The 19,266-nt window shown below is 75.3% G+C and carries 16 protein-coding genes; 8 read left to right on the top strand and 8 right to left on the bottom strand.

Going from position 1 to position 19,266, the window contains the following annotated elements:
• Positions 1 to 151: 151 nt before the first annotated feature.
• The 3 genes from Sru01_RS01350 to Sru01_RS01340 all read right to left on the bottom strand — a co-directional run bounded on the left by Sru01_RS01350 (position 152) and on the right by Sru01_RS01340 (position 3,618).
• Positions 152 to 1,621, bottom strand: coding sequence for a S8 family peptidase (locus Sru01_RS01350; RefSeq protein ID WP_203981946.1), 1,470 nt, complete (start codon positions 1,619 to 1,621; stop codon positions 152 to 154).
• 137 nt (positions 1,622 to 1,758) lie between these two features.
• On the bottom strand, positions 1,759 to 2,406 hold the full coding sequence (locus Sru01_RS01345) for a response regulator (RefSeq protein WP_203981945.1): 648 nt from the start codon (positions 2,404 to 2,406) through the stop codon (positions 1,759 to 1,761).
• Entirely contained in the window at positions 2,407 to 3,618 is a 1,212-nt protein-coding gene (locus Sru01_RS01340; protein ID WP_239136710.1) for a sensor histidine kinase, read from the bottom strand.
• A gap of 261 nt (positions 3,619 to 3,879) precedes the next feature.
• On the opposite strand from Sru01_RS01340, the gene ggt reads away from it, so the two are divergent.
• A complete protein-coding gene (ggt, locus tag Sru01_RS01335; protein WP_307811941.1) occupies positions 3,880 to 5,706 on the top strand; it encodes a gamma-glutamyltransferase in 1,827 nt (608 codons plus the stop codon).
• Positions 5,707 to 5,875: 169 nt separating this feature from the next.
• Here ggt and Sru01_RS01330 read toward each other — a convergent pair whose 3' ends face one another.
• Positions 5,876 to 6,043, bottom strand: coding sequence for a hypothetical protein (locus Sru01_RS01330; protein WP_203981942.1), 168 nt, complete (start codon positions 6,041 to 6,043; stop codon positions 5,876 to 5,878).
• 167 nt (positions 6,044 to 6,210) lie between these two features.
• Here Sru01_RS01330 and Sru01_RS01325 point away from each other — a divergent pair, with 167 nt between their 5' ends.
• Positions 6,211 to 7,011, top strand: coding sequence for an SURF1 family protein (locus tag Sru01_RS01325; protein ID WP_239136708.1), 801 nt, complete (start codon positions 6,211 to 6,213; stop codon positions 7,009 to 7,011).
• A 58-nt stretch (positions 7,012 to 7,069) separates the two neighbouring features.
• Positions 7,070 to 7,405: a DUF3817 domain-containing protein gene (locus Sru01_RS01320; protein ID WP_203981941.1), complete on the top strand. Its 336-nt coding sequence runs from the start codon at positions 7,070 to 7,072 to the stop codon at positions 7,403 to 7,405.
• An 18-nt stretch (positions 7,406 to 7,423) separates the two neighbouring features.
• On the opposite strand, the gene Sru01_RS01315 is transcribed toward Sru01_RS01320, so the two are convergent.
• From Sru01_RS01315 to Sru01_RS01305, 3 genes are all read right to left on the bottom strand, one after another.
• Complete coding sequence (locus tag Sru01_RS01315; RefSeq protein ID WP_203981940.1) at positions 7,424 to 7,615, bottom strand: tail-anchor membrane protein; 192 nt, start codon at positions 7,613 to 7,615, stop codon at positions 7,424 to 7,426.
• Positions 7,616 to 7,736: 121 nt separating this feature from the next.
• On the bottom strand, positions 7,737 to 8,681 hold the full coding sequence (locus tag Sru01_RS01310; protein WP_203981939.1) for an LLM class F420-dependent oxidoreductase: 945 nt from the start codon (positions 8,679 to 8,681) through the stop codon (positions 7,737 to 7,739).
• 13 nt (positions 8,682 to 8,694) lie between these two features.
• Complete coding sequence (locus tag Sru01_RS01305) at positions 8,695 to 10,164, bottom strand: carotenoid oxygenase family protein (protein ID WP_203981938.1); 1,470 nt, start codon at positions 10,162 to 10,164, stop codon at positions 8,695 to 8,697.
• Between the two features lie 119 nt (positions 10,165 to 10,283).
• Between Sru01_RS01305 and Sru01_RS01300 the strand changes: the two genes are divergently transcribed.
• The 3 genes from Sru01_RS01300 to Sru01_RS36105 all read left to right on the top strand — a co-directional run bounded on the left by Sru01_RS01300 (position 10,284) and on the right by Sru01_RS36105 (position 14,383).
• Entirely contained in the window at positions 10,284 to 11,237 is a 954-nt protein-coding gene (locus Sru01_RS01300; protein WP_203981937.1) for a winged helix-turn-helix transcriptional regulator, read from the top strand.
• A 53-nt stretch (positions 11,238 to 11,290) separates the two neighbouring features.
• Complete coding sequence (locus Sru01_RS01295) at positions 11,291 to 12,970, top strand: class I adenylate-forming enzyme family protein (RefSeq protein WP_203981936.1); 1,680 nt, start codon at positions 11,291 to 11,293, stop codon at positions 12,968 to 12,970.
• Positions 12,971 to 13,129: 159 nt separating this feature from the next.
• Entirely contained in the window at positions 13,130 to 14,383 is a 1,254-nt protein-coding gene (locus Sru01_RS36105; RefSeq protein WP_203981935.1) for a cellulose-binding domain-containing protein, read from the top strand.
• Between the two features lie 134 nt (positions 14,384 to 14,517).
• Here the strand turns inward: Sru01_RS36105 and Sru01_RS01285 are convergent, their stop codons facing one another.
• Positions 14,518 to 15,399, bottom strand: coding sequence for an arylamine N-acetyltransferase family protein (locus Sru01_RS01285; protein ID WP_239136707.1), 882 nt, complete (start codon positions 15,397 to 15,399; stop codon positions 14,518 to 14,520).
• A gap of 82 nt (positions 15,400 to 15,481) precedes the next feature.
• On the opposite strand from Sru01_RS01285, the gene Sru01_RS01280 reads away from it, so the two are divergent.
• Both Sru01_RS01280 and Sru01_RS36100 read left to right on the top strand, forming a co-directional pair.
• On the top strand, positions 15,482 to 16,165 hold the full coding sequence (locus Sru01_RS01280; RefSeq protein WP_203981933.1) for a response regulator transcription factor: 684 nt from the start codon (positions 15,482 to 15,484) through the stop codon (positions 16,163 to 16,165).
• Complete coding sequence (locus Sru01_RS36100) at positions 16,162 to 19,257, top strand: DUF4153 domain-containing protein (protein ID WP_203981932.1); 3,096 nt, start codon at positions 16,162 to 16,164, stop codon at positions 19,255 to 19,257. The genes Sru01_RS01280 and Sru01_RS36100 overlap by 4 nt, the downstream gene beginning before the upstream one ends.
• The last annotated feature ends 9 nt before the right edge of the window (positions 19,258 to 19,266 follow it).

Here is a 19,266-nt window from a genome sequence, read left to right as displayed (position 1 = left end):
CCGGGGATCCGCGTTTGACCCGGCAGCGGGCCCGTACCGGTGTCTCGGGTGACGCGACGCCTACCGGTTATGTTGATAAATCCGACATCTTGCACACAGCGGCTGCGCCGGCCCCGGCGCACCCGTGGGGTGCCCGGGGCCGGCGGCCCGATCACAGATTGGCGAGCCAGAGCATCCGGTTGCGCGTGCCGCCCGGGATGCCGCTGATGACCCCGGTCGTGGCGGCGCGGCTGATCCAGTCGTGCACGATGGCCGAGGAGTAGTCGCCGTAGGCCTGCTTGAACAGGGCTCCCATGCCCGCCGCGAACGGCGAGGCGAACGAGGTGCCGCTGCCCGAGGTGCTGCCGCCGCCGAGCTTGGCCGAGGTGATCGAGACGCCGGGCCCGATGACGTCGACGCAGGCGCCGTAGTTGCTGAAGTAGGCGAAGACGTCGGTGCGGCCGGAGGCGCCGAGGGTCAGCGGCCCCGGCGCGCTGGCCGGCGAGATGTCGCAGGCGTCGCCGGAGTTGTTGCCGGCCGCCACCGCCATGAAGATCCCCGCGGCGGCGAGCCCGTTGGCCGCGGCGTTGGCCGCCGCCGACTTCGGCCCGCCGAGCGAGGCGTTGGCCACCGCCGGCTTGACGGCGTTGCGCGCCACCCAGTCGAAGCCGGCGATGATGCCGGAGAAGGACCCCGAACCGTCGCAGCCGAGCACCCGCACCGGGGACAGCTTCACCTTGCGCGCCACGCCCCAGGTGGTGCCGCCGACGATGCCGGCGACCATGGTGCCGTGCCCGAGGCAGTCCTGGGTGTTGTACCCGTCACCGACCGCGTCGTAGCCGCGGACCAGCCGGCCGGTGAACTGGGTGTTCCGCAGGTCGATGCCGCTGTCGATGATGTAGGCGGTCACCCCGGTGCCGTCGTGCCGGCCGCTGTACAGGCCGTCCAGCGGCAGCCGGCGCTGGTCGATCCGGTCCAGGCCCCAGGAGGTGGTGGCCACCGGGGGAAGCGCGCCGGGCATGATGGCGGCGGGCGGGCCGGGCGGCACCGCCGGGCGCACGGTCGGGCGCACGGTCGGTGTCGGGGTCGGCGTGGCCAGCGCGGTCGGCGTCGGCCGCACGGTGGGACGGACGGTCGGGTGCGGGGCCGGGCGGACGGTCGGCCGCACGGTGGGGGTGGGGCGGACGGTGGGGCGGACCATCGGGCGTGGGGCGGTGGTGGGCGTGGCGTCCGCGGCCGGTCCCGGCGGGTCGCCGGCACCGGGCCCGTCCAGCGGGCGAACCCGGGCGTCCTGCTCGATGGCGTGCACCGCCGGATGGCTGCGCACCTCCACGACCTGGGCCGGGGTCAGCTTCGCGGTGAAGCCGTTGACCACGGTGGTGTAGACGTACTTGGGCTGCACGTCGAGCGGGACGACCACGTCGGCGACGGAGTAGCCGGGGTTCAGCCGCACGATGTACTGGCCGGGGATGCCGACCGGCGGCGGGGCCATCGTGACCTCGACCGGATCGTGGCGGGACGCCGGGGCGGCGGCGTGCGCGACCGAGGACATCGCCAGCAGGACGCCGAGCAGGAGCGCCGGCGCCGAGAGCCGGCGCCGCGCCCGGCTCGGGTCGAACTGGCCAGTGGGACGGATTCTCATCGGGCCTACCCTTGATCGGCTCCGCGGCCGCCGGGCGGCCGCTGATCACTGTACGTAGTGATCAGCTACCCAAGGTGCCCGCTGTGATCTCCGGTGGCCGAGTCAAGATCGGTCCAGTTCGGCCACGTACCGGCCGCTCAGCGCCAGCCCGGGCGCACCAGCCCGGACTCGTAGGCGATGACGACCAACTGTGCCCGGTCGCGGGCGTGCAGCTTGGTCATCGCGCGGCTCACATGGGTTTTGGCCGTCGCCGGGGCCATGTAGAGCCGGCCGGCGATCTCGTCGTTGGTCAGGCCGGTCGCGACCAGCGCCAGCACCTCGCGCTCCCGCTCGGTGAGCTGGTCCAGCCCGGGTGCCCGGTGCGGCTCCTTGGCGCGCGAGGCGTACTCGGAGATCAGCCGCCGGGTGACGCTCGGCGACAGCAGCGCCTCACCCGCCGCCACCACCCGCACCGCCTGGATGAGCTCGGGCGGCTCGGTGTCCTTCACCAGGAACCCGCTGGCCCCGCCGCGCAGCGCCTCGAAGACGTACTCGTCCAGCTCGAAGGTGGTCAGGATGATCACCCGCACCCCGACCGGCATCCGGCGGGTCGCGGTCAGCCCGTCGGTGCCGGGCATGCGGATGTCCATCAGCACCACGTCCGGCCGGTGGCGTTCGGCCAGCCGGACCGCCTCGGCGCCGTCGGCGGCCTCGGCGACCACCTCCATGCCGTCCTGGGCGTCCAGCAGGGCACGGAAGCCGGCCCGCACCAGGGCCTGGTCGTCCGCCAGCAGAATCCTGATCATTCAGTGTCCCTCGGTGTCCTCGGTGTCCTCGGTGTCCTCGGTGTCCTCGGTGTCCTCGACGGGGTCGGCGCCCGGGGCGGGCGGCAGGGGAAGGCGGGCCTCGACCCGGAATCCGGACCGGTGCGGCCCGGCGGCCAGCGAGCCGCCCAGCGCGGCGGCGCGTTCCCGCATGCCGGGGATGCCGTTCCCGCCGCCCTCGGCCGCCAGCGCGCCGGGCGTCGCCGTGCCGCCGTCGTCGTCGACGCCGACCAGCAGCTCCCGCGGCCCGTAGTCGAGCGTCACCACCGTGCGGGCGCCGGGGGCGTGCCGGGTGACGTTGGTGAGCGACTCCTGGACGATGCGGTAGGCGGCGCGCTCGATGCCGGGCGGCAGCGGCCGGGGGACGCCGGTGGTCCGGCGGGTGACCGGCGTCCCGCTCCGCTCGACCAGTGCGATCAGCTCGTCCAGCTGGGCCAGGTGCGCGGTGGGCGTGCGCGGCGCGCCGTCGCGCAGCACGCCGAGGACCGAGCGCATCTCGGTGAGCACGTCCTTGCTGGCGTGCTTGATCGTGCTCAGCGCGGTGCGCGCCTGCTCGGGATGCTCGTCGATGAGGTGCAGCGCGGTGGAGGCCTGCACGTGGATCAGCGAGATGCTGTGCCCCAGCACGTCGTGCAGCTCCTGGGCCATGGACAGCCGCTCCTCGCTGGCCTGGCGCCGTGACTCCTCCAGCTGCACCCGCTCGCGCTCCAGGCGCTGGTCGCGCCGGGCGCGGATCAGTTCGGCCGCGGTCAGCACCACCAGGATGACCGCCGCCACCGCGCCGTGGTGGAACCAGTCCTGCGGTCTGCCCAGCGTCCAGCCGGTGTAGGCGGTGAAGAAGGCGAACAGCGCCGCCCCGGCGCCCCAGCCGTGCCGGCGGTGGCCGGTGAGGATCGCGTTGGCGACCGCGATGCCCAGCGCGGCGAAGACCGGGCCGTAGGCGAAGCCGAGCCAGATGTACAGGCAGGTGACGGCGGAGGTGATCCACAGCACGGCCACCGGATGGGCGCGGCGGGCGGTCAGGGCGAGCGGGCCGGCCGCCAGCAGCCCGAACCCGAGCGGGTCCAGCGGCACCCGGGAGTCCACGCCGTTGTTCACCTGCCAGGTCTGCGCGCCGAGCGTCGCCCAGACCTGGAAGAGCAGCACGACGAGCGGCAGCGCGAGGTCGGACCGGCGGTATCGGGACGTGGCCACGCCTGCACCGTACGCCGGTGCGCCCGCCGGCCGCATCGTCCGTCCGGCGCAGTGCCCGATACGGCCCCGTCGGTAGCCGCCGCCCGGCGGCGGGTGCCGCACCGCCCGGATCAACACGACATATGGCTACAGACAGTATATATACGATAACGTACCGTATGCAGGGCGGTGGACTTTAACGATCATTGACCTCGGTCGCGGACCTGTGAATAGATGTTCAATGCGATCTAGGGATTGAGGTGCTCCATGAGCATTCGCCGCGTGACCGTACCCCTCGCCGGGGTCGCCGCGTCGCTGACACTTGTCCTTCCTCCCGCCGCCCAGGCCGCCGTCCCCGCCCGTGACCCCGGGGACGCCGGGGTGGCCGCGCCGGACCGGCACGGGCAGCGCCCGGCCAAGGTGCCGGTCGCCGAGGGGTACGGCGGGGCGGTGGCCACCGTCGACCTCGACGCCAGCAAGGCGGCGCTGCAGGTGCTCAAGAAGGGCGGCAACGCCATGGACGCCGCGGTCGCCGCGGCGGCCACCCTCGGCGTCACCGAGCCCTACTCCGCGGGCCTGGCCGGCGGCGGGTTCATCGTCTACTACGACGCCAGGCGCGGGCGGGTCGTCACCATCGACGGCCGCGAGGAGGCGCCCAAGGCGATGACCGAGACGTCGCTGCAGGAGAACGGGGCGCCGATCCCGTTCGACGCCGCGGTGACCAGCGGGCTCTCGGTCGGCGTCCCGGGCAGCGTGGCGCAGTGGGAGCTGGCGCTGCGCCGCTACGGCACCCTCTCGCTGAAGGAGGCGCTCCGGCCGGCCACCGAGGTCGCCGAGCGCGGCTTCACCGTCGACCAGACCTTCTTCGACCAGACCGCGCAGAACGCCGCCCGGTTCGCCGACTTCACCTCCACCGCCGCGCTCTACCTGCCGGGCGGCGCGCCGCCGCCGGTCGGCTCCACCTTCCGCAACCCCGACCTGGCGGCCACCTACCGCGAGCTCGGCCGGCGCGGCGGCTCCTGGCTGTACGGCGGGCGGCTCGGCCAGGAGGTCGTCGCCACCGTCAAGCGGCCGCCGCTGCGGCCGGGGTCCTCGCGGGTGGCGCGGCCGGGGCTGATGGAGCTGTCGGACCTGCGCGCCTACCGGGCGCTGGAGCGCGCCCCGGCCAAGGTCGGCTTCAAGACCATGGAGGTGTACGGCATGGCGCCGCCCTCCTCCGGCGGCTCGACCGTCGGCGAAGGGCTGAACATCCTGGAGGCGCTGCCCGAGGTCGGCCTGCACGAGTACCTGGAGGCGTCCCGGCTGGCCTTCGCCGACCGCAACAAGTACGTGGGCGACCCCGACCACGTGGACGTGCCGCTCGCCGCGCTGCTGTCGGACGGGTTCGCCAAGGAGCGCGCCTGCCTGATCGGCGAGCGGGCGATGCCGCACCCGGCGGCGCCCGGCTCGCCGGACGGCTCCTACGACCCCTGCCCGGCGGGCACGCCGGCCCCCGGCGCGAGCGCCGGCAAGGAGCAGCCGGAAGGGCCGGAGACCACGCACCTGACGGTCACCGACCGCTGGGGCAACGTCGCCGCCTACAACATCACCATCGAGCAGACCGGCGGCAGCGGCATCGTGGTGCCCGGGCGCGGCATCCTGCTCAACAACGAGCTGACCGACTTCACCTTCGGCCCGGCGCCCGGCGACCCGAACCTGCCGGCCCCGGGCAAGCGGCCCCGCTCGTCCATGGCGCCGACCATCGTGCTGAAGGACGGCAAGCCCCTGCTCGCCGTCGGCTCGCCGGGCGGCGCGACCATCATCACCACGGTGCTGCAGATCCTGGTCAACCGCTTCGAGTTCGGCATGTCGCTGCCGGAGGCGCTCGCGGCGCCGCGGGCCAGCCAGCGCAACGCCGCGGCGACCCAGGCCGAGCAGGCCTTCATCGACCGCTACGGCGCCGAGCTCGCCGCCCGCGGCCACACGCTGCAGCTCGCGCCGGGCTCGCCGGCCGAGATCGGCGCGGCCACCGGCCTGGAGTTCCTCGGCCGCGGCAAGGTGCAGGCGGTCGCCGAGCCGTCCCGCCGGGGCGGGGGCAGCGCGCTGGTCGTCTCCGGCTCCCGGCACTGACACCGCCGGGACTCCCGGCACTGACACCGCCGGTGCCCGGGCCCGCCGCCCGGGCACCGGCGGGGCGGGCCGGGAGACCGGCCCGCGGGCATGCCTCAGCGGCGCAGGCGGCCGATGGCCGGCGGCGCTCGGTGCCGGGCGGGACGCGACCACGCCCGCCGGCGGGACGTCAGGACAGGATCAGGTAGGCGACCACCGCGACCACGACCACCACGACGGCGATCGCCACGGGCAGGACGTAGGAACGGCGCGCCGGCGCGGGCTCCGGCTCCTGGCGCTGGGCGAAGGCCTTGAACTGCTGGGTGTTGCCGGCCGGGTCGATCTGAGGTTCGGACATGGGACCGACTTTAGCGATCTGCGCCGACAATTGGTGGCCCTTATGCCGCTTCGGCCTGGTGTGCGGAGTAAAGCGGGCGGCCACCAGTGGATGTCCCGGCCGGTCGCGGAAAGCGCCCGCGGAATCCCAGCGGCGGGGGCGCCGGGCGGGACGGATAGCGTGGGGGCATGCTCCGGACGTTGTTCTCGCCCCGCCTGCTGGGCATGCACCTGCTGGCGATCGGAGTGCTCGTCGCGTTCACGATCCTCGGGCGGTGGCAGCTCGGCGTGTTCCAGGAGTCCGGCCGGCCGCACGCGGCCACCGATCCGGCGCCGGTCGCGATCACCTCGCTGGCCGCGCCGGGCGAGCGCGTGCCACCGCGCGCCGCCAACCACCGGGTGACCGCCCAGGGCACCTTCGACACCGCCCGGCAGCTGCTGGTCGCCGACCGCGCCCCCGATGTCGAGGCGGGCGGCGGATCGGGCACCGGCTACTGGCTGCTCACCCCGCTGCGGCTGGCGGACGGCACCCTGGTGCCCGTGGTCCGCGGCTGGGTGCCCGCCCCCGGCGACCCGGCCGCCGCGGCGCCGTCCGGGCCGGTCACCGTCAGCGGGCGGTGGCAGCCCTCCGAGCCGAGCGACTTCGCCCGGCCGCGCGCCGCGCCGCTGCCCGCCGGGCAGCTGGCGACGGTCTCCACCGCCGAACTGATCAACGTGTGGCCGGGGGCCCGGGTGCGCGACGGCTTCGTGGTGACCGGCGCGCCGGTGCCCGGCGGCGTGCGGGCGGTGGCCGCGCCGCCGCCGACGGTGGCGGGCTCGTTCAGCTGGCGCAACCTCGCCTACGCCGCGCAGTGGTGGATCTTCGCCGGGTTCGCGGTGTTCATCTGGTTCCACTACGTGCGCGACGCCGTCCGGGCCGCCCGGGGCGCGCGGTCCGACGACGGCGCCGAGGCGGCGTCCCCGGCGCTCGGCGCGTCCCCGCAGGCCTGACCGGCCCGCATCCTCGATATCGTGTGTTGACCGCTCTAGCTGTGAGGCAGTTACCGTCGTGGAATCCGCGCTCAAGCCCTTCCGGGTGATGGCCTATGTCGTCGGCACCATGCTGCTGGTGCTGGCCGCCGCCATGGTCGCCAAGTACGGCTTCGGCAATTCGGCGCCCGTCGCCGTCGCCGGCCCGATACACGGCTTCCTCTACCCCGTCTACCTGCTGGCCGCGCTCAACCTCGGCCTCAAGGCCCGCTGGTCGTGGCCGTACACCCTCGGCGTGCTGCTGGCCGGCACGGTGCCGTTCCTGTCGTTCGTGGTCGAGCGCGGGGTGACCCGGCGGGTGCGCGAGCGCGTCGAGGCCGCCGCCCCGGCCGCGCCGGCCGGCCCGCAGGCCTGACCGGCCGGCCGCGCCGCCTCAGCGGCCGATCTGGCGGCGGCGGATCCGGCGCAGCCGGGCGCGCTGCGACTCGTCCAGCATGAAGTAGGCCACCGCCGGCGCGGCCAGCACCGCGACGACGATCAGCCCGGCCAGCAGGCCGTCGAACAGGAGCAGGGCGAGCACGGCCGCGATCGCCGCGCCGACGTAGTACTTCCCGAGTGGCGACATGGTCGGCCTTTCCGTCCGTCGCGGCAGGGGTCCCCCTCCCGCGGTCATCCGTCCCCAGGTGAACGAGCGGCGCGCCCGGCGGAGTTCCGCCGCCGTCGACCGGCCACGTCGACCGGCCACGTCAACCGGCCAGCGCCTCGAGCGTCGCCGCGCCGGCCGGGTCGTCGTCGGTGCAGGCCGGCACCACCGCGATCTCGCCGACCCCCGCCGCGGCGTACGCGGCCAGCCGGCCGCTCACCTCGGCGCGATCGCCGAGCAGCGCCACCGACGACAGCAGGGCGTCCGGCACCGCGGCCAGCAGCTCGCGCGGGTGCGGCCGGGTCCGCGCGAACGCCACCAGTTCGCCGAAGCCGGCCTCGGCGAACATCTCGCCGTACCCGGGGGCGGCCAGGTAGGGCACCACGCCCCGCCGGACCTGGGCCACCGCCGCCGGACCCGGGTCGACGGCCGCCACCACCCAGGCGGCGACCCGCACGTCCGGCGCCAGCCGCCGCAGCGCGGCGACCGGTCCGGCGGCGCCGGCCGGGGTGACCAGGTTGAGCACCATCCGGTCGGCCAGCGCCGCGGCGCGCACCGCCCGCGGGCCGAACGCCGCGACGGTCAGCTCCGAGCGCGGCGCGGGCAGCCGCAGCCGGTACCCGCGGCTGCGCACCCGCTCTCCGGCGAAGTCCGACCGCTCGCCGGCCAGCAGCGGGCGCAGGGCACGCACCGTCTCGTGCAGCGCGGTGGCCGAGCCGGCGGTGGGCCGGCCGTGCCAGTCGCGCACCACCGTGGGGCTGGAGGTGCCGACCGCGACGCCGACCCGCCGCCCGGACAGGCCGGCCACCGAGGCGGCGCCCATCGCGATCATCATCGGGTCGCGGACCGTCACCGCGAGCGGCCCGACGGTCAGGCCGATCCGGGAGGTGGCGGCGCCGACCGCGGTGGCCAGCGCGAACGCGTCGTAGGTGGCCATCTCGCCGATCCACAGCTCCGGGTAGCCGAGCTCGTCGGCGATCCGCGCGGTGCGCAGCGCCTCCTCCGGCGGGCGGTCCTGCCACAGGCCCAGGGAGACCCCGATCCTCACCGGCGCCGCCCGCTCACCCGCGCTCGCCCGCGGTCCGAAGCTGGTCGGCCCGCACCCAGGTGGCGTGGAAGCCCAGCGGGACCCGGGTGGGGAGCAGGACGCGGGCGACCGGCCCGGCGGCCAGGTCGGCGGCGTCCAGCACCTGCACCTCCGAGGCGCCCTCCCGCTCGTCGGTGACGAAGGTGACCAGGTAGCCGTCGTCCTCGCCGGTGCCGCCGTCGCGCGGCGCGAAGGACGCCTCGCTGCCGTAGCGGTGCGGGCCGAAGCGGTGCTCCTGCCGCTCGCCGGTCACGTTGTCGTAGCGGACCAGGCCGTCGAACAGGTTGGTCTCGGCGTCCTTGACCGACACGTTGTAGGCGTACCGGGTGGGCGCCCCGGTGCGCCGGGCGTCGATCGAGGGGAACTCGGTGTTGCGCTCGGGGTCGGTGTGTCCCTCGGTGGTCCGCCCGGTGCGCAGGTCGAACCGGTAGCGGTACATCCGCGCGTCGAGCTTGAGATAGGAGAGCATCCGCGCCAGCGGGCCGCCCGAGCCGCGCGGGGCCGGCCGGGACACCCGGCAGACGTCCAGGATGATCTCCTCGCCCTCCTCCCAGGCGTTGACCACGTGGTAGATGTAGCAGGGGTTCGCCTCGAACCAGCGGATCTCCGCCGCCGAGCCGCGGCGCGGGATGACCCCGAAGCGGGCGGGCAGGGCGCGGTCGAAGGTCAGCTTGTACCTGCCCTGGCGGGCGGCCGCCTGGTCCTGGAAGAGCGGCAGGTCCATCAAGATGGCGTACCGCTCGGTGATGGCCATGTCGTGCGGCAGCCGGGCGCCCGGCAGGTCCAGCTCCACGCAGTGCTCGACCCGGCCCGCCGGGCCGACCACCCCGTAGCGCAGGAACGGCGGGCGCGGCCCGTAGTCGAACCAGAACAGCTCGCCGGTGCGCTCGTCCACCTTGGGGTGGGCCATCATGTCGCCGGCGAGGGTGTCCAGGAACGTCTCGGCGCCGAGCGTCTCCAGCGACAGCGGGTCCAGCGAGTAGGGGGTGCCGCACAGATACCAGGTGGCCAGCACCCGGCCGCGGTGGAAGATGACGTCGGTGTTGGCCGAGTCCTTCAGCGCGATCCCGTGGGTGTTGCCGGGCGGGTTGCCCGACGGATCCTCCATGACCCCCGACCACAGGGCCCGGCCGGCGGCGGACTCGGCGGCGAAGGCGGCGGTGCGGACGTACCGGTTGCGATATCGGGCCCGGCCGTTCTCGAAGTGGACGGCGTGCACCATGCCGTCGCCGTCGAACCAGTGGTAGCGGCCGTGCACCGGGTGGCGCGGGTTGGGGCCGTTGCGCAGGTGGACGCCGTTGAGGTCGCGCGGGATCTCGCCGATCACCTTGAGGTTCTCCGCGGTGGTCTCCTCGTGGACCGGGGCGTACACGCCGAGCAGGTAGGGGTTGGCCTGACCCGGCTCGTCCAGGACCGCGGCGACCGCCGCGAGGCGTTCCGTCACTCCGGCAAACTACGTAAAAAGAAGTCAGCCCGTCAACGCGCCGCCGGGTTACCTCACCCTGCCGAACCGGGCACCCGGATCGGACCCGCCGTCCAGAGTGGCGCGTCTAGAGTGGCGCGGTGGAGACGACGAATCCGCCGGTCGCGCCGGCGGCCGGTGCCGCCGACGGCCGCAGCGCGCTCGGCCGCGCGCTCGGCATCCTGGCCGACCGGTGGGTCCTGTTGATCCTGCAACGTGCCTTCCTGCTGCGGATCCGCACGTTCGCCGGCTGGCGCGACGAGCTCGGCATCTCCGAGTCGGTGCTCGCGGTCCGGCTCAAGGAGCTGGTCGCGCACGGCATCTTCGAGCGGACGCCCTACCGCGACGGCCGCACCCGCAGCGAGTACCGCCTGACCGGGCCGGGCCTGCGGCTGTGGTCGTTCCTGGTGGCCATCCACAGCTGGGAGCGCGACTGGGCCGACCGGCCCGGCCTGCTCACCCTGGTGCACGACTCCTGCGGCGCCGACGCCCGCCCGTACCTGGGCTGCGGCGGGTGCGGCAAGCCGATGACCGCCCGCGACACCCGCACCGTCCGAGGACCGCTCGCGACGTTCGACCGGGTGGGCCTGCCGCGGCACCACCGGCGCACCGTCCGGGCCGGGAGCGGCCGGGAGGACTACATCGGCTACTGCCCGCACTCCATGGAGATCCTCGGCGACCGGCGCAGCACGTCGGTGCTGGCCGCCGCGTTCCTCGGCATCCGGCGCTTCGTCGACTTCCAGCAGGAGATCGGCATCGCGCCCTCGGTGCTGACCGACCGGCTGAAACGGTTCACCGAGCTCGGCGTGCTCCGGACCGACACCGAGGGCGCCTACCGGCTCACCGACCAGGGGCTGGCCTTCTTCGAGGTGCTGGCCTTCCTCACCGACTGGGCGCAGCGCGAGCTGCCCGGGCCGGCCGGGTCGGACCTGGCGATCACCCACCGGCCGTGCGGGACGCCGCTGCGCCCGGTGCTGGTGTGCCGGTTCTGCCACGGGACGCTGGCCCGCCGGGAGATCCACTTCGACCTGGGCGGGCCGCCGCCCGCCCATTGACCCCCGGCGCCCGGTTTCCCTAGTCTCGCGATCATCCGTGGAGGGGAGTGGCGATGGGTTTACACCCCGCCGAGCGCGTCGAGCGGTACACCTCGGCCGGATGGTGGCGGGACGACACCGTCGACCGGCTGCTTCGGGACCGGGTGGCCGAGCGCCCGGCGGACGTCGCGGTGGCCGACCCGCCGAACCGGCCCGGCCTGCTGGACGGCGCCGCCCGGCGGCTCACCTGGGCCGAGCTGGACGCGGAGGTCGACCGGCTGGCCGCGGTGCTGCTGGCGGCCGGCGCCGGCCAGGGCGACGTGGTCGCGGTGCAGCTGCCCAACGGGGTGGAGCTGGTGGCGGCCTTCCTGGCGGTGGCCCGGATCGGCGCGGTGGTCACCCCGCTGCCGGTGCAGTACCGCGAGCACGAGCTGGCCCAGGTGGTCACCGCGGCCGGCGTGCGGGTCCTGGTCACCGGCGAGCGCCTCGGCGACCGGCAGAACGCCGAGATCGTCCGCCGGTTGGAGGTGCCGGACCCTCCGGCGGTGCTGGCCTTCGGCGACCCGGCGGGCGACCTGGCCACCGCGACCGGTGACGCGGCGGCGCTGCGGGCCCACCTGAAGGGCCTGGTCACCGATCCCAACGACCCGGTGACGATCTGCTGGACCTCCGGCACCGAGGCGACGCCGAAGGGCGTGCCCCGCTGCCACTACGACTGGTTCGCCGTCGAGGCCACCACCACCGCCGCCCCCGGGCTGACCGGCGACGACGTGGTGCTCAACCCCTTCCCCATGGTCAACATGGCCGGCATCGGCGGCATCCTGCTGCCCTGGCTGCGCACCGGATTCCGGCTGGTGCAGCACCACCCGTTCGACCTGAACATCTTCCTCGGCCAGATCGCCGCCGAGCGCGTCACCTACACGCTGGCCCCGCCGGCGCTGCTCACCATGCTGCTGCACCGGCCGGAGATGACGGAGCGATACGACCTTTCGTCCCTGACTCGGATCGGCTCCGGCTCGGCGCCGCTGCCGCCGTCGATGGTGAAGGGTTGGCAGGAGCGGCACGGCGTCGCGATCATCAACTTCTTCGGCTCCAACGAGGGCATCGCGCTGCTGTCCGATCCGGCCGCGATGCCCGATCCCGAGGAGCGCGCCCGCTTCTTCCCGCGGCCGGGCGTGCCGGGCCGCGACTGGCCGGGCACCCTGGCCGCCACCCGGGTCCGGCTGGTGGACCCGGTCACCGGCGCGGAGATCACCGAACCGGGACGGCCGGGGGAGCTGCGGCTGGCGGGGCCGACGGTCTTCGCCGGCTACCTGCCGGGCACCGCCGGCGCCGACCCGTTCGACGCGGACGGTTACCTGGTCACCGGGGACGTCTTCGAGTTCGCCGGTCCGCGCGGCGACTACCTGCGGTACGTGGACCGTACCGCAGACCTGGTCATCCGGGGCGGGACGAACATCTCGGCCGCCGAGCTGGAGGCGCTGCTGGACGGCCATCCCGCGATCGTGGAGGTGGCCGTGGTCGGCTACCCGGACGAGGTGCTCGGCGAGCGGGTGTGCGCGGTCGTGGTGCCCCGGGACGAGATCGACCTGGCCTCGGTGGTCGCGTTCCTGCGGGAGAAGGGCATCGCCTCCTACAAGCTTCCCGAGCGCCTGGAGATCGTCGAGGCGCTGCCGCGCAACCCGCTGGGCAAGGTGCTCAAGCGGGAGCTGCGGGCCGGGCGCGGCCCGGCGGAGCCGGCCGGTCCGGGCTGAAAGATTCAGCCCGGCGGCGCGCAGCGCGAGGTCACCGGGCCGCCGCCCGCCAGGGCGTTGACACCCGGCCGGTCCGGCGGCGACCATCGGCGGTCGAGTGCGGCGAGCGGTCCCGGCCCGGCGTGTGGGAGCGCTCCCATTAGTGAAAGGGAGACCTCCATGCGTGTTCCCGCGCCCCCGCCGGGCCTGTCCCGGCCGGCCTGGTTCGTCGCGGTGCTGTCACTGCTCGCGGCGCTGGGCGCCGTGCTCGTCCCGCCCGCCGCGGCGGCCGACCCGGTGTGCAAGGTGGACTACACGCCCAACCAGTGGACCGGCGGCTTCACCGCCCAGGTCCGGCTGACCAACCTCGGTGCCGCCGTCGGCTCGTGGCGGCTGAGCTGGACCTTCGCCGCTGGGCAGCGGGTCACCTCGGCGTGGAACGCCACCGTCACCCAGTCCGGCACCGCCGTCACCGCGGCCAACGTCGCCTGGAACGGCTCGCTGCCCACCGGCGGCGCCGCCGACTTCGGCTTCCAGGGCACCTGGACCGGATCCAACCCGACGCCCGCCGACTTCGCGCTGAACGGCGTGCGCTGCGACGGGTCGGGCCTGCCGACGCCCACCCCGCCCCCGACTCCCACCCCGACGCCCACGGTCACGCCCACCGCCACGCCGACGCCCACTCCCACCCCCACGATCACCCCCAGCCCCACGCCGACCCCGACGCCGACGCCCAGCACGCCCGCCGGCTGCTCCGGCGCGGTCGTCTGCTCCGGCTTCGAGGACCAGACCGGCGGCACGCCGAGCGGTGACTGGCAGGTCGTCACGCCGAACTGCTCGGGCACCGGTACCGCGACCATCGACACCTCGGTGGCGCACGGCGGCGGCCGGTCGCTGAAGGTCGCCGGCGGCGGCAACTATTGCAACCACATGTTCGTCGGCACCACCAAGGACGTCTCCCGGGTGGGCCCGGTGGTCTACGCCCGGATGTGGGTCCGGCACACCACGGCGCTGCCCACCTCGCACGTCACCATGATCACCATGGCCGACGCGGCGAACGGGAACAAGGACCTGCGCATCGGCGGCCAGAACGCGGCCCTGCAGTGGAACCGCGAGTCCGACGACGCCACCCTCCCCGAGCAGAGCCCGACGGGCGTCGCCCTCAGCACGCCGCTGCCCACCAACCGGTGGGTGTGCCTGCGGTACCAGATCGACACCACCAAGCAGGCGATGAGCACCTACCTCGACGACCAGGAGGTGGCCGGCCTGCACCTGGACCAGACCCCCACCCGGGACATCGACTCCCAGTGGCTGAGCCGGACCACGGCGCCGCGCCCGGCCACCCTGCGCCTGGGCTGGGAGGCCTACGGGTCCGACAGCGACACGATCTGGTACGACGACGTGGCCTTCGGCTCCTCGCCGATCGGCTGCTGAGCCCGCCGCCCCCCGCGGAGCTCGCCGATCGGCGGAGCCCGCGGCGCCCGGACCACCGCGCCGGTCCGGGCGCCGCGTTCCCGGCCGGGTGACCGGCCGGCGCGCTCCCGCCGCCGGGAGCACCGGTCACCCGGTCACCCCTCCGCCGGGCCGGTCGCCCCGGCGGCGGCGAGCCACTTCTCGTGCGCCGCGCCGAGCCGCCGCCACAGCGCGTCCTTCTCGGCCGGCGTGACGTCCGCGAGCGTCAGGCCGAAGACGTCGGCCAGCACCTCGAAGTAGTCGCGGGCGGAGCCCACGGTGCTCGCGCCTTCTCCGGAGCCCAGCCGGGTCAGCCGCAACCCGCGCAGCACGTCCGCCCCGGTGGCGTCCCGTCGTTGCACCGCGAGCGCCGTGCGGAACCCGGACTCCGGCGAGGTGGACAGGAAGTGGTGCTTGGCCTGGAACGCCGACATGTCCACCGGTTCCGGGCGGAAGTCCATGCCGAAGAAGGCGCCGCGCGGATCGTGGTCGAAGCGCCAGCCGCCCGGCTCGGCCGTCGAGCGCCGCAACCGGTAGGTGAACGGCCCCTGCCGGTACTCGCCCTCGACCAGCGGCAGCGGCTCGTGCACCGCGTCGCCGAGGCCCACGTCCACCAGCCAGACGCCGTCCGGGCACTCGGGCGACGGCAGCCCGGACACCGTCAGCGCCAGATGGTTCCCCGCGGCGCCCGCCGGGTCGTCCGCCGAGCCCTGGACGCCGCCCAGGTGCCGGGTGACCTGGTAGCCGAGGGCGGCCAGCAGCAGCGAGAAGGCGCCGTTGAGGTGGAAGCAGTAGCCGCCCCGGCCGCGCAGCACCCGGGCGGCCGAGTCATGAGGGTCGATGGTGGTGGCGTGGTCCAGCCAGATGTGGATGGTCTCGTAGGGCACGGTCTCCACGTGGGCGGCATGCAGCCGCCGCAGCGCGGCGGCGCTCGGCGGCCCGTCCGGGACCGGCAGCCGCAGCCGGCGAAGGTAGCCGGAAACATCCAGATATGTCACAGGATCAAGCAAACCAAGATTGCATGAGATCTGCACATCTCGCCCAGGGAGGTCTGCACGAGAGCGACCTAGGCTTGCCGGCGTGGCAGAGCAGCGACGGGTCCTGGTCATCGAGGACGACGAGACCATAGCGTCGGCGGTGCGCAACCGCCTGGCGGCCGAGGGGTTCGACGTGCGCGTCGCCGGCGACGGCGGGCAGGCGCTCGCGGCGTACGCGGCGTTCGAGCCGGACCTGGTGGTGCTGGACCGGCTGCTGCCCGGCATGGACGGCCTGGAGGTGTGCCGCCGGGTGCAGGCCGCCCGGCCGGTGCCGGTGCTGATGCTCACCGCGCTCGCCGAGGAGACCGACGTGCTGGTGGGGCTGGGAGTGGGCGCCGACGACTACCTGACCAAGCCGTTCAGCATGCGCGAGCTGGTGGCCCGCATCCACGCGCTGCTGCGCCGGGTCGAGCGGGCCGGGCAGCTGGCCGGCGAGGACGCGGTGATCAGGGCCGGCGACGTCGAGATCAGCACCGCCGAACGGCGGGTGTTCGTGCGCGGCGCCGAAGTCCGGCTCACCCGCACCGAGTTCGACCTGCTCCGCCGGCTGGCCGAGCGCCCCGGGCAGGTCTTCGAGCGCGAGCGGCTGCTCGCCGACATCTGGGGGTTCTCCGAGGCGGCGGCGACCCGCACCGTGGACAGCCACGTGCGCGCGCTGCGCCGCAAGCTCGGCTCCGGTGTCGTGCGCACCGTGCACGGCGTTGGCTACGCGCTGGTCCGGCCGTGAGACCGCTCGACTTCCTCGGCCGGATCAAGGCCAAGCTCGGCCTGCTCATCCTGCTCGCGGTGGCCACCGCGTTCGCCGTCAACGAGTACGGCCGGGCGGCCGGGGTGGCCGGCCCGCTGCGGATGGGGCTGGCCGCGCTGCTCAGCCTGGTCATGGTGCAGGTACTGGCCTGGGGGATGACCCGGCCGCTGCGCGAGATGGCGGCGGCCGCCCAGACCATCGCCAAGGGCCGGTACGGCATGCGGGTCCGGGCCACCTCCCGCGACGAGGTCGGCGAGCTGGCCCGCGCGTTCAACGCGATGGCGGCCGACCTCGGCGAGGTGGACCGGCAGCGGCGTGAGCTGGTGGCCAACGTGAGCCACGAGCTGCGCACGCCCATCGCCGGCCTGCAGGCGGTGCTGGAGAACCTCGTCGACGGGGTGTCGGAGCCGCGGCCCGCCACGCTGAGCACCGCGCTGGCCCAGACCGAGCGGCTCGGCCGGCTGGTCGCCCAGCTGCTGGACCTGTCCCGGCTGGACTCCGGCGCCCGCACCATCGAGGCCGAGCCGGTGGACCTCGGCGCGCTGTGCGAGCAGGCCGCCCGGGAGGCCCGGCTGGCCCGCGAGGAGGTGACGGTGTCCGTCGAGGTCACCGCCGGGCTGGCCACCCGCGCCGATCCGGCCCTGCTCGCCCAGGTGCTCGCCAACCTGCTGGACAACGCCGTGCGGCACAGCCCGCACGGCGGCGTGGTGCGCCTCACCGGCCGCCCGGCCGGCTCCGGCGTACGGCTGGCCGTGGCCGACCGGGGGCCGGGCATCCCCGTCGCCGAGCGCGCCCGGGTGTTCGAGCGCTTCTCCCGGCTGGACACCGCGCGCGGCGCGGACCGGGGTGGCGCCGGGCTCGGCCTGGCCATCGTCAAGGAGATCGTCGAACTGCACGGCGGCTCGATCGGGGTCGCCGAATCCCGCGCCGGCTGCCACATGGCCGTCGACCTGCCCGGAAGGATCATGGACATGGACGCTGGGACGGCGGCCGAGCCCCCGCCGGTCGCGCGCGGGCTCCCGGCCCCGACCGCGGCCGGGAGGGAGGTCCCGGCCCGGCTCGCGGGCGAGCCGGGGGAGCCGGCCGGCGGTCCGCCCGCGCCCGCCGGGGTCGCCGGGCCGGTGGCCGCGGAACCGCCCGCCGCCCCGGGTGCGGCGGGACGGCCCTCCGCCACGGACCGGCCGCCCGCCCCCGGCATGGACCCGCCGGCGGCACCCGATGTGGGCCGGTCGCCGGTCCCGGGTGCGGACGGGCCGCCGGCACCCGGTGCGGGCCGGTCGCCGGCCGCTTGGGCGGACCGGCTGGTGGCCGCTCGTGCGGACCGGCCGGTGGCCGCCGGGGCGGGCGGGCCGGTGGCCGGCGGGGCCACCGGCCTGGGGCAGGACGCGGCCCGGGAGCGGGCGCTGGCCGGGGGCTCCCTCGGCCTGGCCTGCGGGTTCGTCGTCGGGGTGTGCGTGGCACTCTTCGTCGACCTGCTGGTCGGCGCCTTCCCCGGCATCGTGGTGCTGATCGTCTTCTCCGCCGGCGGCGGAGTGCTGGGCACCGCGCTCGGCGCCGCCGAAGGCCGCGGCACGCCGGGCGGACGCCCGCCAAGCGGCGGCGGCCCGTCCGGGTACGTGCCGCCGCCGCTGCTGCCGCGCCCGCTGCTGCCCGAGACGCCGCCGGCCACCCTGCCGCTGGCCGCGGCGGTCGGCCTGCTCGCCGCGGTCGTCCTGCCGGAGGCGCCGGCCGGGGTGGGCACCTTCCTGGTGGCCGTCGCCGCCGGGGCGGCGGTGCTGCCGGCCGCCCGGCACCGGGTCACCCCGTGGACGGCGGCCTGCGGCGTGCTGGCCTACGGAGTGGTGGCCGTCGTCCTGCTCCGGGACGGCGGGTGGCTGGCCGGGCCGGCGTTGCTCGGCGGGTTCGGCCTGGCCTCGCTCGCGGTCGCGGGCGGCGGTCGCGGGTGGCTCGGCGTGCTGCTCGGCGGGGTGTCGGTGGCGTTCGCCGCGGTGCCGGTCCCGTGGTTCCTCGCCGCGCCGCTGAAGCGCACGGCCGGCCGGTGGCGGCTCCGGCCGCTCGCGGCCGGCCTGGGCCTGGCCGCGCTGCTGACCGCGGTGTTCGGGCTGCTGTTCGCCTCGGCCGACCCGGTGTTCTCCGCCCTGGTGGAACGCCTGGTGACCACGCCCGAGTGGGCGACCTCGGTGCCGGTCCGGCTGGTGATGTTCGCCGGGTTCGCCGCGCTGGTGGGCGCCGCGACGCTCGTCGCGCTGCGCCCGGTGGCCGAGCCGGCCGTGCCCCGGCCGCGCCGGCCGGTCGCCCGCGGCGTGTGGCTGCCGCCGCTGGTGGCGGTGGACCTGCTGTTCGCCGCGTTCGTCGCGCTGCAGCTCACCACCCTGTTCGGCGGCAACCGCCAGGTCCTGCGCACGGCCGGCCTCACCTACGCCGAATACGCCCGGTCCGGCTTCTTCCAGTTGATGACGGTGAGCGTGCTGGTGCTCGGCATCGTGGCGATCGCCGGGTTGCTCGCCGGCGAGGAACGCCGGGTCCTGGCCGCCACGCTCGGGCCGCTGTGCGTGCTCACCCTGGTCGTCCTGGTCTCCGCCTGGCACCGGCTCGGCCTGTACACCGACGCCTACGGCCTGACCCGGCTGCGCGCCTCGGTGGGGGCGACCATCTGGTGGCTGGGCGCCATCTTCGTCATGGTGCTCGCGGCCGGGGTGCTGCGGCTCGCCGGGCGGTCGCCGGCCCGGTTGCCCCGGGCGGTGGTGCTGGTCACCGCGGTGACCTTCCTCGCGTTCGCCGGCTGGAACCCCGAACAGCGGATCGCCGAGACCCAGATCCAGGCCCGCGGGGTGGACCGGCTGGACGTGCGGTACCTGGCCGACCTCGGCGCTGACGCGGTGCCGGTGGTGGACCGGCTCCCCGAGCCGGCGCGCAGCTGCCTGCTGTACCGGATGGCCGCGGCCGCGCCGCGGGACGAGGGGTGGGCAGGCTGGAACCTCCCCCGGGGCCGCGCCCGCGAGCTGCTGCGGGCCCGCCCGCCGCTGGATCCGCGGTACCTCCGCTGCGAGATAGGGTCGGCGGGGACATAGGACATTCCC

Origin of the sequence: Sphaerisporangium rufum (genome assembly GCF_016863395.1) — a bacterium.
In the GTDB taxonomy this organism is placed as follows: domain Bacteria; phylum Actinomycetota; class Actinomycetes; order Streptosporangiales; family Streptosporangiaceae; genus Sphaerisporangium; species Sphaerisporangium rufum.
This window is presented reverse-complemented; position numbering and strand designations above follow the sequence as displayed.